The organism is Gammaproteobacteria bacterium (assembly GCA_013697705.1).
Taxonomy (GTDB): domain Bacteria; phylum Pseudomonadota; class Gammaproteobacteria; order UBA6002; family UBA6002; genus UBA6002.
The window spans coordinates 1-15,279 of the sequence record JACCWJ010000049.1 but is presented as its reverse complement, the minus strand read 5'-3'; the positions used below and the strand labels follow the sequence as shown (position 1 = coordinate 15,279).

13 protein-coding genes and 2 tRNA genes are annotated in these 15,279 nt (G+C 40.7%); 14 read left to right on the top strand and 1 reads right to left on the bottom strand.

What is annotated here, in order from left to right:
- Positions 1-2 precede the first annotated feature (2 nt).
- Positions 3-329, bottom strand: coding sequence for an Asp-tRNA(Asn)/Glu-tRNA(Gln) amidotransferase subunit GatC (gene gatC / locus H0U71_09460; GenBank protein ID MBA2655272.1), 327 nt, complete (start codon positions 327-329; stop codon positions 3-5).
- A 166-nt stretch (positions 330-495) separates the two neighbouring features.
- On the opposite strand from gatC, the gene H0U71_09455 reads away from it, so the two are divergent.
- From H0U71_09455 to H0U71_09390, 14 genes are all read left to right on the top strand, one after another.
- Positions 496-1,539 carry a rod shape-determining protein gene (locus H0U71_09455; protein ID MBA2655271.1) on the top strand — a complete coding sequence of 348 codons (1,044 nt, stop codon included), beginning with the start codon at positions 496-498 and terminating at the stop codon, positions 1,537-1,539.
- 77 nt (positions 1,540-1,616) lie between these two features.
- Positions 1,617-2,555 (top strand): rod shape-determining protein MreC, encoded by a 939-nt coding sequence (mreC, locus tag H0U71_09450; GenBank protein MBA2655270.1) that lies wholly within the window; start codon positions 1,617-1,619, stop codon positions 2,553-2,555.
- Positions 2,555-3,046: a rod shape-determining protein MreD gene (mreD, locus tag H0U71_09445; protein ID MBA2655269.1), complete on the top strand. Its 492-nt coding sequence runs from the start codon at positions 2,555-2,557 to the stop codon at positions 3,044-3,046. The genes mreC and mreD overlap by 1 nt, the downstream gene beginning before the upstream one ends.
- Positions 3,047-3,073: 27 nt before the next feature.
- Positions 3,074-6,643, top strand: a complete 3,570-nt coding sequence (locus H0U71_09440; protein MBA2655268.1) for a hypothetical protein — start codon at positions 3,074-3,076, stop codon at positions 6,641-6,643.
- 11 nt (positions 6,644-6,654) lie between these two features.
- Complete coding sequence (tldD, locus tag H0U71_09435) at positions 6,655-8,097, top strand: metalloprotease TldD (GenBank protein MBA2655267.1); 1,443 nt, start codon at positions 6,655-6,657, stop codon at positions 8,095-8,097.
- A gap of 148 nt (positions 8,098-8,245) precedes the next feature.
- Positions 8,246-8,536 carry an HU family DNA-binding protein gene (locus tag H0U71_09430; GenBank protein MBA2655266.1) on the top strand — a complete coding sequence of 97 codons (291 nt, stop codon included), beginning with the start codon at positions 8,246-8,248 and terminating at the stop codon, positions 8,534-8,536.
- 39 nt (positions 8,537-8,575) lie between these two features.
- Positions 8,576-8,651: transfer RNA gene (locus tag H0U71_09425), tRNA-Val, on the top strand.
- Between the two features lie 3 nt (positions 8,652-8,654).
- Positions 8,655-8,731, top strand: a tRNA-Asp gene (locus H0U71_09420).
- 69 nt (positions 8,732-8,800) lie between these two features.
- Positions 8,801-10,360: a SurA N-terminal domain-containing protein gene (locus tag H0U71_09415; protein MBA2655265.1), complete on the top strand. Its 1,560-nt coding sequence runs from the start codon at positions 8,801-8,803 to the stop codon at positions 10,358-10,360.
- 562 nt (positions 10,361-10,922) lie between these two features.
- Positions 10,923-11,360: a hypothetical protein gene (locus H0U71_09410; protein ID MBA2655264.1), complete on the top strand. Its 438-nt coding sequence runs from the start codon at positions 10,923-10,925 to the stop codon at positions 11,358-11,360.
- Positions 11,361-11,572: 212 nt separating this feature from the next.
- Positions 11,573-12,130, top strand: a complete 558-nt coding sequence (locus H0U71_09405) for a hypothetical protein (protein ID MBA2655263.1) — start codon at positions 11,573-11,575, stop codon at positions 12,128-12,130.
- Positions 12,105-14,027, top strand: a complete 1,923-nt coding sequence (locus H0U71_09400; protein MBA2655262.1) for an ATP-dependent DNA helicase — start codon at positions 12,105-12,107, stop codon at positions 14,025-14,027. Before H0U71_09405 ends, H0U71_09400 begins: the two co-directional genes overlap by 26 nt.
- Positions 14,024-14,695: a tRNA (adenosine(37)-N6)-threonylcarbamoyltransferase complex dimerization subunit type 1 TsaB gene (tsaB, locus tag H0U71_09395; GenBank protein MBA2655261.1), complete on the top strand. Its 672-nt coding sequence runs from the start codon at positions 14,024-14,026 to the stop codon at positions 14,693-14,695. Before H0U71_09400 ends, tsaB begins: the two co-directional genes overlap by 4 nt.
- A 111-nt stretch (positions 14,696-14,806) precedes the next feature.
- Entirely contained in the window at positions 14,807-15,199 is a 393-nt protein-coding gene (locus H0U71_09390; GenBank protein ID MBA2655260.1) for a protease inhibitor I42 family protein, read from the top strand.
- Positions 15,200-15,279: the final 80 nt, after the last annotated feature.

Here is a 15,279-nt window from a genome sequence, read left to right as displayed (position 1 = left end):
CATTACTCTTCAATTGTTTCAAACTCTTTTACGGTATCGTACGCCTTGGGGACTATATATAAGCCCGACTTTATCGCGGAAGGTTCGGCTACGCTTTGCAATAACGCGCGCTCATTTTTTTCTGTAACCCTATCTATGCGTAATGGCTGAGGGATATCCAGGGGGTGGGCCATGGGGGTGATGCCTTGGGTGTCAACAGAATTCATCTGTTCGACCAGCTCTAAAATATTTGATAAATTTCGAACGTGTGTCAAAATCTCCTCTTCTGAAATAGCAAGTCTGGCTAGGTGAGCAACTTTTTCGATATTTTCTCGAGTTAATGTTGACACTCGGATTCCCCTATCTATTTTAAATTAAACAAAAAATTATACAGGGGGATCCTATTCATGTTAAGCATAAAGATGAAATAAGCATTTCAAATTAATCTCGACTGGTAAAAAAAATTCAGATAAAGTTAGCACAGTTTTGTAACTTATTATTTGTGGATACAACGAAATGTTTAAGAAAATATGTGGAATTTTCTCTAAAGATATCTCCATTGATCTCGGAACCGCTAATACCCTTATTTATTTGCCCGGCCAAGGAATAGTTCTAAATGAGCCTTCTGTGGTGGCTGTAAGGCTAGATCCAATTAATGGTCAAAGTCGAGTCGCTGCTGTGGGATTGGAAGCGAAACGAATGTTAGGACGCACACCTGGTAACATATTAGCCACCAGACCGCTGAAAGATGGTGTTATTGCCGATTTTTATATTACTGAAAAAATGCTGCAACATTTCATTAACAAGGTTCACGAAAATAAATTTCTTAAACCTAGCCCACGTGTATTGGTATGTGTCCCTTGTGGATCCACCCAAGTTGAACGCAGAGCGATAAGAGAATCTGCATTAGGCGCGGGCGCGCGAGAAGTATTTTTATTAGAAGAACCTATGGCTGCTGCAATGGGCGCCGGTTTACCTGTCGAGGAAGCCAGTGGTTCTATGGTGGTTGACATCGGGGGCGGCACGACCGAAGTGGCGATTATTTCACTCAACGGTATTGTGTATGCGGCTTCAGTGCGAATTGGTGGTGATCGGTTTGATGAGGCTATTATTAATTATGTGCGTCGCAACTATGGCAGTTTAATTGGCGAAACCACTGCTGAACGGATTAAACATGATATTGGTACAGCCTTCCCAAGTAGTGAAGTAAAAGAAATTGAGGTGAGAGGCCGAAACCTTGCAGAAGGTGTGCCGCGAAGCTTTACATTAAACAGCAATGAAATATTGGAGGCTTTACAAGAACCTCTGGCTGGGATAGTCGGCGCAGTGCGGGCTGCCCTAGAACAAGCTCCACCTGAATTAGCTTCTGATATTGCTGAAAAAGGCATGGTACTTACGGGTGGCGGTGCTTTGTTGAAAGACTTGGATAGACTTTTAATGGAAGAGACTGGTTTGCCAGTTATTGTGGCCGAAGATCCTCTCACTTGTGTGGCAAGAGGAGGCGGGCGCGCTATGGAACTTATGGATGTACTTGGAAGTGACTTCTTGTCAAAAGAATAATAGTTGTTTCCCTAAATTTTCTTCATCTTTTCCTATGAGAAGCGTTAATAAAGAGACAACGGCTTAGGAGAATCGAAATTAAGGAGTTATTTCGTCGAAGTCCTTTTTTGGGCGTAAGATTACTTGTATTTATAGTTTGCTCTTGTGTTTTGATGACACTGGATCATCAATTTAACTACTTTGGTCGTTTTAGATCAGTGCTGTCATTGGTGGTTGCACCTATGCAATATCTGGTAGATCGTCCTGTTGAATTTATTCGATGGGTGGATACGAGCTTTACCACACAACAAAACCTTTTAGTTGAAAATGCTCAATTACGGGCACGTCAATTATTACTCTATGCGAAACTTCAAAAAGTCTTAGCCTTAGAAAGAGAAAATGAGCAATTAAAGGCTTTGTTACGCTCGTCTTCAAATATTCATGAAAAAGTGACTGTTGCGCAATTACTCGCTGTCGATCTCGCTCCTTATACTCAACAAATTGTTATTGATAAAGGAGAAAGGGACGGGGTATATGTGGGGCAGCCAGTGTTGGATGCCTATGGGGTAATGGGTCAAGTCATTGCGGTAGGTCCCATAAATAGCCGAGTCTTATTAATCACTGATCCTCGAAGCGCAATTCCAGTTCAAAATAACCGCAATGGGAATCGTGCTATTGCAAGTGGGTTAGGATTCGATGGCGTTCTGGAATTAATCAATGTTCCTCTCACTACAGACTTTCGTAAGGGAGACTACTTGATTACATCCGGATTAGGCGGTCACTACCCCCCCGGGTATCCCGTCGGTGTCATCAATAATGTAAAACTACCTCCCGGTGGAAGATTTACCAATATAAGTTTGACGCCCGCTGCACACGTTAATCAAAGTCGTCAAGTATTGCTTGTCTGGCCAAAAAAAATAAAAGCTGAGCAGACAACCGAAAATCAGTCCACCAAAACCACGGGAAAAAGTACTAAGGCTGAAGAAGATACTAGTGCTACTGAGTTAGACCAATCTGATGAAATGGAACCCCAATAATGCGATCTGCAAGTTTTCCTCAGCGAATTTTTATTATAGGGATTACATTGTGCATAGCCATGATGCTGACCATTTTGCCTCTGCCAAATTGGGCCAATTGGTTGCGGCCGCTATGGGTTATGTTAGTGATGGTGTACTGGTGTTTAGCACTTCCTGAGCGTATTAGTGTGGGAATGGCCTGGTTTATTGGCTTGTTACTCGATGTACTTCAAGGAACACTATTGGGTCAGCATGCTTTGGCGTTGGCCGTTGTGGCCTACTTTATTGTTAAGTTTCATCCGCGAATCCGCCTCTATCCCATCTGGCAAAAAACGATAATCGTATTTTTCTTATCCTTTGTTTATCTGGCGCTTCTTTATTGGGTGCAAGGATTACTGGGCGTTTTGCCCAGGACTTGGGAATTCTGGTCTCCAGCGATCACTAGTGCTTTACTTTGGCCTTGGGTTTTTATTATATTAAGAGATCTTAGACGCAAATTTAATGTATCTTAGCAAAATTTTTAGTGATCGTAGTTTGTTATGGTGAAATCGTTACGTATATTACGCGCAGTTTTTATAAGTGCTGTGCTAATCTTAACCCCCCTTTTTGTTTTAAATAATTATCTAGCACCCTTGTATAAATCGGTTGGCAATGTTGCGGGGGTGGAAAAATTTCTATCATCCAAGCTAGATCAGCCGGTTCATATTGGTACCCTAACGACCTCCTGGCAGGGCCTGAAACCCCACTTAGAAATTAATGATTTTTCTATAAATGATTCCCGGGGCGTGAGTTTGCTTCATATTAACAAACTCAGCATAGGGATTAATTTCTTCGCCAGCGTATGGCGTGGGCAGATAATCCCAGGCGACATAGATATTCAGGGTACACATCTAATATTAAAAGAAAGGCCTAATGGCATTTTCGATATTAACGACATTCCAGCTCTACAAGCACAGTTGCATACCAAGGACAGGCGAAAACTGAATTATTTAATAGATTCTTTTCTGGCAAGTGGTAAAAAAAATCTCCGGGATGTGGATATCACCTATTTTGATCAAATCGGTCATAAAATGTTCATTTCTAAGCTGTCATTTGCTGAACAAAGTCGCCTTTTTTCACGCACTTTTCTTGGGCAGGCGCACCTGTGGAATCAATCACCGACTGCTTTTGCAGGTACTATTTATGGTAGCTTTTTGAGTAGACAGATGATTTACACTAAATTGCACCTTTCAGTCGCAAATATTCCTGTTTCAAATAACCTATTACTTAATAAATTGGGCGGAAACCTAGCGTTTTTACAGGGTAATGCCAAGGTTGACATGAATATTTCTTCCACCCCTCATCATTCAATGGCTGAGGGTTCTTTAGCGGCCCGAGATGTTATTATTAAAAATAACCACGTTGGTAAAGTGTATCAAGCCAATGCCATCTCGACACTTTTTTCAGCCCATTATCAGCCCAATAAGTGGTCACTATTAACTGAGCACTTAAATGTATATATGTCGGGAAAATTACTTCCCATTCATGAATTGACGTGGCAACAAGTCAAAACTCCAAAAGGTGTAACTCGATTGCTTAAGGTAGATAGATTGCCGCTACTACAAGTGAGTCAATTTCTGATTAATAATGAGATGGTTTCTGCTCGAATGAATGAAGCGCTTAGTGCATTCAAACCCAGTGGTAAAATAGACGATTTTATTTTGCAATATAGTAGTGATCAAAACTTTTCAATAAAAGGAAAATTAAGAGCCGTAAGTTTTTCTCCTTGGGGTAAATTTCCGGGTATCCATCATCTTAGTGGTGAGCTGAATTTCTCATCTCTTAATGGAAGTGTCATCTTGGATACGAAAGATGCTGTGCTTAGCTACGCACCTCAGTTTAGATCAAACATCCCAATAAAAAAAATAACTGGCCACATCAACTGGGTTAAAGATTCTGAAAAAAATTGGCAAATTAAAATAAAAAATGTCGATTTAACGACCCCGGAAGGTCACGCTTTGGGATATATGAATATCTTCATTCCTCAAAACCACAGCAGTCCGCGCATACAATCCAAATTCAATTTCAATATAGTAGATCTCAAATATATTTCTAAATATTTCCCGGTCACATTGATCCCCAAAAATGTGGTGACTTGGCTTGATAAAGCGATAAAAGGCGGCGCTATTCATCATGGCTCATTCCAATTAAATGGAGCTATGCATGATTTTCCATTTGTGCAGGGAAAGGGCAAATTCCTGGTAGCAGGGGATTTGGAGAGTGGAATTCTTCATTATGAAGAAGGTTGGCCAGAGGTGGACCATCTTCGAGCGCGAGTGCATTTTGAAGGTGCTTCTATGCTAATTATGACCAAACGTGCAACAACACTCGGTGCTCAAATTGATTACGCAAAAGCAGAAATAACGGATCTGAGTCGACCCATACTCCTGTTGCAGGGATTAGTGACTACTTCTTCTTTGCAACGTATTAAGATCGATAGCCATCAAAATCCACTTGCAAAATTCATGCCAGTTAAAAATACTTCTTTGGATCTTGATGGTAAATGGCAATTAGCGCTTAACATGTCGCTCCCTTTAGACAGAGACCTTAAAAATAAAGTTCAGATTAGGGGCCGGGTAAAACTTGATAATACTGATGTAAATATTAATGCACACTCTGCATTCTCTCATCTCAACGGTGAATTAAATTTTCAGAATGACTCTGCCGACAGTAAAATTATTGCGGGTGAACTTTTTCATAAACCCTTTAATATCACAATCAGTACGCTTGAAAATAAATTGGGCAAATCTACAAATTTTGATATCAAGGGCAAGGTTAGCGCTGCAGATCTACAAACATTTTTAAATTATAAATCTTTTAATTTATTTCAAGGCACCAGCGCTTTTAATGCTAAATTTAATTGGTTAGTGCCTATAGAGGGTCATCCTATCATGATGCTTGCGGTGAGTAGCGATTTGTTAGGCATGAAAGTTAACCTACCGGGAGCCTTGAGTAAAACTGCCAACAGTATTCGTCCCAGTCAGGTGCAATTTAATAGTGAAGAACACATAAAAAAATTGCTGTTTCATTATGGTGATCAAATTCAGGGAGCCTTGAATTTCAAGCAGGGCCATGAACGAGTTGAATTTGAACGCGGAGAAATTCAGCTAGATAGTCCGTCGCTGAAGGGGCAAATCAAAATACCAGGAGACTATCCTCGCTCCCCCTTAAAAATTGCTCTCCAAACGGTTGCGTTAATGGATGATAAGCTGTTTGAAAATGATTTAACTCCCAAGAATATTCCTCCAATGGATTTAACAATTTCAAATTTCAAATTAAAAGACAAACTTATCAAAAATATTGATTTGAAACTTCGTTTAGAGGGAAATAATCTTTTAATTAAACAAGCGGTGATAAAGGAAGACGCGTTACTTGTGAATGCTACTGGCATTTGGCGGCTAATGAATGGTCAACATCAAACTGTGCTTAATGGTCGCTTTGAGAGCACCAATCTAGGCGCCATATTAAATAAATGGCAAGTTACAGATAATATGGTTAAAGGGCAAGGCAGCGGTGATTTTAATATGGTATGGTCTGATTCACCCTTTGATCTTAAAGCTAAGACCTTAAATGGTGCTTTAAATTTACACCTTACCAAAGGCAGAATAACTAAACTGAGTAACCAAGCAAATTTTGGCATGGATATGGGCAGGATACTGACTCTATTTAGTTTGCAAACATTACAGCGGCGACTTATGTTGGACTTTAGTGACTTAACTCAGCCTGGTTTTAGTTTTGATGACATGCGAGGATTATTCCGCTTTAAAGACGGGAATGTCTTTACTGAGAATGCATCGATTGACGGACCAGTTGCAAAAGTTCGAATTAATGGAAGAATAGGCTTGATAGCTAAAGACTATAATCTTAGATTGACGATTAATCCTTATGTCACTTCAAGTCTACCTATTGTCGCTACTCTTACTGCCGGCCCCATAGTGGGTGCCGCTACCTGGTTAGCAGATAAGGTTTTAAGCCGACAGGTGAAGCAAATGACGGAAATTCACTATAATGTTACAGGCGCTTGGGATAAGCCTAATTTAAAAAAATTATCCGAAAATATATCAAATTAATGGGATACACAATGAACAACCCCTTAGAAATTGCAAAATCGACATTGTTAGAACCTGCGGGCATTAATGAGGCAATTTTATCAAATTTATTTTCAAAATTAATGACGCGCTCCATCGACATGAGTGATATGTATTTTCAATTCACTCAACAAGAGTCTTGGGCATTAGAAGATGGCATTATTAAAGAAGGCAGCTTTAACATCGAAAAAGGAGCTGGTATTCGTGCTGTGACAGGTGAAAAAACGGGCTTTGCTTATACGGATGATATAACCCTCGCTGCGTTAGAGGAAGCTGCAACCGCTGCAGGTAACATAGCTAAAATAGGGGGGGAAGGTAAGGTCAAGGTTTGGACCCCCACGCAAGGTCGTGAACTCTATTCTCCTCTCAATCCACTTAATACCTGGACAGAAAATGACAAGATTAATCTATTAAAAAAGGTGGATGCAGAAGCCCGAAGAATAGATGCACGCGTTAAACAAGTGATAGTGAGTCTGGCGGGATTGCACGATATTATTCTTATCGCAGACAGTGATGGTCGTCTCTCTGCAGATGTGAGACCGTTAGTTCGCTTTAATGTGAGCGTGATTGTTGAGGAGGGAGGTAAACGTGAGCAAGGATTTGCAGGCGGTGGTGGGCGACATGGCTATGATAATTTTTTTGATAACGACTATGCATTGAAATTCGCTCATGAAGCAGTTAGGCAAGCGCTAGTTAATCTCAATGCAGTTCCTGCTCCAGCAGGTACTATGCCTGTGGTACTTGGTCCCGGTTGGCCCGGAGTGTTGCTTCATGAAGCAGTAGGTCATGGGCTCGAAGGGGATTTCAATCGAAAGGGCAGTTCTATTTTTGCAGGAAAAATGGGTGAACGCGTTGCTTCAGATGTTTGCACTGTAGTTGACGATGGTACTTTACCACAGAGGCGAGGTTCATTAAATATTGATGATGAAGGGGTGCCTTCTTCATGTACTGTCTTGATCGAAAAGGGTGTGCTCAAAGGATATATGCAAGATAAGCTAAACGCCAAGTTAATGGGGATGCAATCCACCGGAAATGGGCGCAGGGAATCGTATTCTAGTTTGCCTATTCCGCGCATGACAAATACTTACATGTTAGCTGGAGAACATTCTCCCCAAGAGATTATTGCTTCTGTCGAACATGGACTTTTTGCGGTTAATTTTGGAGGGGGTCAGGTAGACATTACCTCAGGTAAATTTGTATTTTCAACCAGTGAAGCCTACATCATTAAAAATGGTAAAATAGCTCACCCTGTAAAAGGGGCAACTCTTATTGGAAATGGGGCTGAAGTACTGACCCGTGTGTCTATGGTCGGCAATGATTTAGAGCTGGATCGGGGTGTCGGCACGTGCGGTAAAGATGGTCAGAGTGTTCCAGTTGGAGTGGGGCAACCCACCTTACGAGTTGATGCACTGACAGTAGGGGGCACTCAAAGTTAGTATGGCAAATACCAGAGAGTAGCTTTTTTTATTATAAGGCTTGACAGGCTATTCATGGAGTTGGTATAAAACTGCTCTTTGCACGAAACACATGGACGCCTTTAGCAAGGCTCGTTTCAATGGATAGAATGTATGAATAGGGGACCAAATGAATAAGACAGAAATAATTGATTCAGTTTCGACATCTACCGGCATGTCTAAAATGGATACCGCCCGCGTAGTGAATGCACTATTAGAGGAAATCACCAAAGCATTAGCTAAGCCTGTACCTGAGACAGTCACTTTTGTTGGTTTTGGCACGTTCAAAGTAACTCAGCGCGAAGAAAGATCAGGACGTAATCCGCAAACAGGTCAGACGATTACAATCCCTGCCCAAAAGACACCTCGTTTTTCAGCTGGCAAGCAGCTTAAAGAAGCTTGCAACGAAGATAAAAAATAATACAGCTTAACGTTCTCTTACGTTAGAGAATATGAAGTTGGGTGCTTAGCTCAGCTGGGAGAGCGTCGCCCTTACAAGGCGAATGTCGTAGGTTCGATCCCTACAGCACCCACCATTAGGAGTGGTAGTTCAGCTGGTTAGAATACCGGCCTGTCACGCCGGGGGTCGCGGGTTCGAGTCCCGTCCACTCCGCCAATCCTAAGCGCATCAATCTGATGCGCTTCTTTTATTCATTATTCGTTTCCTGTGAAAAAAGGTAAGCTTATGTTGCAAAGTGTTAGGAAATATACACAAGGTTGGGTGGCAACAATCATGGGCATAATTCTAAGCTTTGCCTTTGTTATCTGGGGAGTCGAGAATTACGCAAGTGGTAGTTCTAAAAAAACCCTCGTAGCAAAAGTAAATGGCAAACCAATCACCATTACGCAACTTAACAATGATTTTCAACGCATGTTACTCGGCGTTAAGGATCAATTAGGATCCACCCTGGCGCTTACCCCTTACATTCAGCAACAGATCAAAAAAGAAGCTTTGTACAATTTGATTATGCAAAATGTGCTTATTCAAGCTGCTTTAAAAGCTGGGTTTAGCGTTACCCCACAGGAGCTCGGCTCAATGGTTCGTCAAATGCCAGCGTTTCAAGAGGCGGGAAATTTTTCAAGAGAACGTTTTCAGCAGATAATCAATCAAATGGGTTATACAAAAGAAGAATTTTTCACAGAGGCATCACAAACCTTATTGTTGAATCAAGTCGCTTCTGGGGTGGTGGGCAGCCAGTTTGTACTTCCAGGTGAGCTAAAGCAGGCCGTCTCATTAATAGAGCAAAAAAGAAATATTGAGTACGTAATTATTCCCAATCAACAATTCAAGCAGCCTAGTCAAATCACTCTCCAACAAATGCAGGCTTTTTATCAGCAGCATTCCAATCAATTTAAAATCCCTGCCAGGGTACAGATTGAGTATGTCCAGCTTGAGTTAGCTAACCTGAAGAAATCGATTACAATCAGTGATCAAGCACTAAAGGATTACTTTGACGCTAATAGTGGCATGGATAGAAAAAATCCTAAAGCCCTTGCCCGAGCGAGGGAGTCAATACAACAGCAAAAATTAGAACAGGCCTTTCTAGCGGCAAGTGATAAATTAACTGATCTCGCTTACACCAATCCGCGCTCTTTATCAGATGCTGCAAACAATTTAGATTTAAAGATAAAGACGACAGACTATTTCAGCGCCCAAGGCGGGGATTCAGCCATCACTAAAAATCAAAAGATAATTACCGCTGCGTTTAATTCTGACATTTTAAAAGATCGTACCAATAGTAATCTGATTGAAATTTCACCCGGCAATGTGGTGGTTATAAGGGTAAAAGATTTCAAGAGCGAAACTATTGCTCCCTTCGATAGTGTCAAAGAGACTATTAAAGCGTCTTTAGTTACAGCTGAAGCCCAGGTCAAAGCGAAGCAAAAAGGAGCAATGCTTTTATCCAGAATAAAAAGCAATGCAGATTTTAATAAAGTTCTGGTAACAGAACATTTAACTCCAATCCATAAGCAAAATTTATCCAGGCAAGATAAAACAATCAACCCTGAAATTTTAAAACTAGCCTTCTCCTCTGAAAAACCTTCGGGTGCTCAATTAGCGAATGGGGATTTTGCGTTGCTAATGGTAAAAGAAAGTATCAACATGGCCTCTGAAAAAATGAACGCAGATCAGATTTCAAGTATGAAGAAAATGTACTCCACTACCTATGGAAAACTGGATTACAATTTATATACAGAGAATCAGATGCGCAAAGCTAAGATCAAAACTTACCTTCAAGACTAATCCTTCACACACACTTTTTCAGCCAAATTTATCATTCATATCTTGCTCACCACTTTGTGAGCATTTTCTTAAAATTATGTCAGCATTCGTGAATTTATTTTTAAATTTGTCCTGTAACATGTTGATTTAAAATGAAATATTGGCGCAAGTTAAAGTCATACTTTAAAAAAGGATTAACGGGAGATGTGGGAGTAAATATGATCTGCTAAATTGTTCTCTACCGTTTAAAGGATTGAACGGTCGGATTAGCAAAGAACTCGTAGGATTGTATCAGGGATGAGTTGTTTTGCAAGGATGCAATTGCTAATTCAGTCTCCTCAGTTTCTTCGAAACTGAGGAGACAAGGGAGTGAGGTAGTCAAGGTCTGTTTATCATGGATGAAACCACTTAGGCAAGGATGCCTGAAACAGACCTCTACTGTACAACCCACGGTCTAACACCTCAATTACAATATCCGGCGTAAACCGTGAATATTGCAAAAAACATTTCCATTCTATAAAGAAAAAGTTAATATTACCGGCACGTGAAACTGTTCGATTAATTTACAATAAGGAAGCTAATTATGCGTAAACTTTCGTTTGTTCTTGTTGCTGCTCTAGCAATCTTCTTTGCTGGTTGCAATAAAAATAAAAATGATAACCCTTCTATAGCAGATACATCTGCTAAGCAAATGCAACCTGCTGACGATCAAGCTGCAAATGAACAAGCTGACCAAGCTGCTGCTGCTGACCAAAATGCAGCACAAGATCCAGCTGTGGCAAACCAAGATCAATCAGCAGCGACTGATCAACCTAGCGCCGATCAATCTGCAGCAAATGCGCCTTCAACTACTGATAGCACAGCAACACCTGATTTAAGCGCTGGTAGTAGTGCACAGTTAGATGAATCACAATCAAGCCAAGCTCAAATTCCTGGTTTGCCAGATTCAACATCTTCAGCTGCACCTAGCACAGATAACAATGCTATAAGCCCAGCTAATCCTAGCAACCCTCAGTCTTAATCCATCAATGACGACATGCCTAGTTGGGCATGTCGTTTTTGATATCTTTTATTCATAATTTTTTGTAAGTAGACAGAATTGAGTATCGCGACCTAGTTATCATTTGAATCCTGGGACGTAGTTATCAATCGTCGTCCCGCGACGGTGAATGGACCGAAGTGTTCAAACTGTTAAAAAGTATTGCTCATTCTCAAAGTGCAGTGAGGCGTATCATGTTTAGAATTTTTTTTCTCTTATTAGTACTGTGTGGCATAACTGCTTGTGCTACGCCAACGCGACTCGGAATTTCGGATGCAGAGTGGCAGAATTATAGTTCTGATCAACAGCAAAAAATTAAAAGCGGCTATTATGAGATGTTAAAAAGTCGTGGTAAGACGGATGATGAACCCATTGTTTCTGATGGCAGCGCACTTAATGTCAGAATATGCGCGGGTCAAGTTGCCATGCCTCCTTTCACAGATTTATCAAATTACTCTCCGGTAGAGTTGTCAGTTATAAGTGGGAACTGCCAAACTGTTCAAATTAATGAATTAAATGGTAATAAGAAAGTCCCAATGAAAGTATGTTATCTCAATAAAACCCTGTATATTGATCCCAGTCGTTATGATCAAACAAAAAAACTAGGGTCTATCCAATTGCATTATTCACCCATTTGGGACCGTGGGTTTACTTATCAGAATGTGTCTAGTAGTGGCTATGCTCATCTTACTAACGCGAATGTTACTGTGAGAAAGTACGAAAATAATGAACCCGTCGACAGTGCAAATTGAGGAAATATTTAGCTCGGCTGGAGTGCTTTCAAAAAATATTCCCGGTTATTTACCCCGTGCCATTCAACTGGAAATGGCCCTAGCGATAGCGCAGGCACTTGATCATAAACAAGTGCTTATAGCAGAGGCAGGAACAGGCACAGGTAAAACGTATGCTTATTTAATACCCAGTTTGCTTAGTGGCAAAAAAGTGATAATTTCTACGGGCACTAAGAATTTACAAGACCAATTATTTCATCGTGACATACCCCGTATCCGCAACGTTTTAGGGATACCTTTGAAAATTGCTGTCCTCAAAGGCAGAGCTAATTATATTTGCCAACATCGTCTCAATACTTATCTCCAAACGCGTTTTATTTCTGATGATGCTACAAAAATTCTTTATCAAATTAAAGAATGGGTCGACGACAATAAGGATGGGGAAATAGATCATATTCCCGGGGTCAAACCACCTCAGCATTTGTTGCCGTATATGACCAGTACTACCGATAATTGCTTGGGACAAGAGTGTGAGTTTTATTCAAAATGTTATGTAATCAAAGCAAGAAAACAAGCTCAAGAAGCAGGAATTCTTATTGTAAATCACCATCTGTTTTTTGCAGATAGCCAATTAAAAGATTCAGGAGTAACTGACCTGCTTCCAGCCTCTGATGCGGTTATTTTTGATGAAGCGCATCAGCTACATGAGATTGCGACTCACTTCTTGGGCGAATCTATTTCGGGTAATCAGTTGTTATATTTAGCGCGTGATATACAAGCAGAACAACAAACGAACGCCCCTGATATGTTGACGCTTAAAATTACCGCTCAAAAAGTTATCATAGCGGTTAAAGAGATGCACAGTGCCTTTGGCTCTGTTGCTAAAGGATCATGGGACCATATTGTTAATAAACCACAGATAAAATTGGCTATCCAAAGTTTGCAAGAAGCGCTCATTCCTCTGCTTGAAGCGATTGAAGCTGCTTCAGTTCGAAGTCGAGGATTGGATAATTGTTGGCGAAGAACGGCTGATTTAGCGAGTAGATTTAAAAAGCTCACCACGGTTTTCCCTCAGGATCAAATTCATTGGTATGACGTACAAGAAAATAATTTCACTCTTCATCATACTCCTATCAATATCGGGGATTATTTTCAAAATTTAATTAAAGAACAAGATCGAGCCTGGATTTTTACTTCAGCAACCCTTTCAGTGAATGGCGACTTTTCGCATTTTGAATCTCATTTAGGGTTAACGGGTGCTAATCATCTACATCTAGAAAGTCCCTTTGATTATTCAAAACAAGCTCTTCTCTACCTCCCTAATTTAATGAAATTACCTAGTGACGAAGCCTATATTAGTAATATGATCGATTTTGTAGTGCCGATTTTGAATCTCACCAAAGGTAGGGCATTTTTGTTATTTACCAGTCATAGAGCTCTGAAGGAAGCCACGCAAATCTTAAAAGAGCGGGTCACCTTTCCATTATTAATTCAAGGGAATGCGCCCAAGACTAAATTGCTTGCGACTTTTTGTGAGTTAGAAGATGCGGTGCTGCTAGGCACCAGTAGTTTTTGGGAAGGCGTTGATGTAAAAGGCAACGCTCTTTCCTGTGTCATCATCGATAAAATCCCTTTTTTAGCGCCAGATGATCCTATCTTAAAAAGCCGTCTTGAACATTATAAAAGGCAAGGGAAAAATCCGTTTAATGAGTATCAACTTCCTCAAGCAGTGATTACACTAAGACAAGGATCGGGGCGCCTGATTAGAGACATTGGGGATAAAGGTGTCTTGATGATTTGTGATCCTCGCATTACAAGTAAGGATTACGGTAGAGTTTTTTTGGATTCTTTGCCGCCTATGCCTCAAACTCAATCCATTGATGACGTTGCTCACTTTCTACAAGGCTCTTGCGCATGAACATTTTAGCGCTAGAAACGTCTTCGGATGCATGCTCAATAGCCTTAATGAATCGAGACAAGATTATTCAAAGACACGAAGTTTTGCCCCAGCAACATGCTAATATCATTTTGGATTGGATCGCCGTCCTGCTAGCAAACGCTAATGTCATCATTCCTGAGCTCGACGCAATTGCATATAGTTGCGGCCCGGGAAGCTATACAGGTATTCGCATCGCAGCGGCGGTGGGACAGGGCATTGCACTGGCACATAAAAAACCCTTAATTGCAGTTCCTTCATTACGAAGTATGGCACAAGGTATTTACAGAGAATTTGGCAAGCAAAAAGTGATGCTAATTTTGAATGCGAGAATGGGACAAGCCTATTGCGGTTTTTATGCGGTAGGCGCTAATGATCTTATGGTTGAGCAACATGCGGATGTGTTATGTTCGTTAGCGGATATAGACTTATCTCCTATTGATAATGATCAATGGGTAGTGGTCACGGATATGCGCGACGAGATTACCCTTGATTTGGAGATTTTCTCACAGGTGATAACACAGTATTATCCAAAGGCGCAGGATACAGTATATTTAGCAAAGAGCTTTATAGAGCAAGGCAGAGTTCCCTCATTAGAAGCAGCCTTACCTATCTATATGCGCAGCGAAAATGCATGGAAAAAGCTATAATTTTCACAAATAATCAAAAGGTATCTACTCGCACCTAAAGTGATTAGTTGGCTAGGACGTCCGCTTCTAGGGGCGAGTAGTTACAATCAAAAGATTTCTTTGGAGGGCTACATGCAGGTTTGTAAATATATTGTTCTATTATGCTTATTTTTTTCTGTGACCAGCCTTGCTCAAGGAAGCAAGCTTGAGCTGACTGACCCTAACAAGCCTATCTTAGTGAGTAGTGTCGCTCGTCAATTTACTATTAGCCTCAACTCAAATCCTACTACGGGATATAGTTGGCGTTTAAAAACTTATGATTCCCACATTGTCACTCCACTATCGCAAACCTTTAAAGCACCCGCATCAAATAAGCCTGGAGCAGGGGGAATTGAGACGTTTGTTTTTGAATTAAAGGAACATGCTTTTAAAGTGAAAAGAGTCACGCAGATTACATTTATTTATGTCCGTCCTTGGAATTTAGATATAGCGAAGACACTAAGTTTTAATGTTATTTCGGTTTAATAACCTATTTAAGTAGAAACTTAATTGCTCCCAGCTCACACGACTCTCACTTCGTTCCGCGACTCTCTACGTCGTGCCCC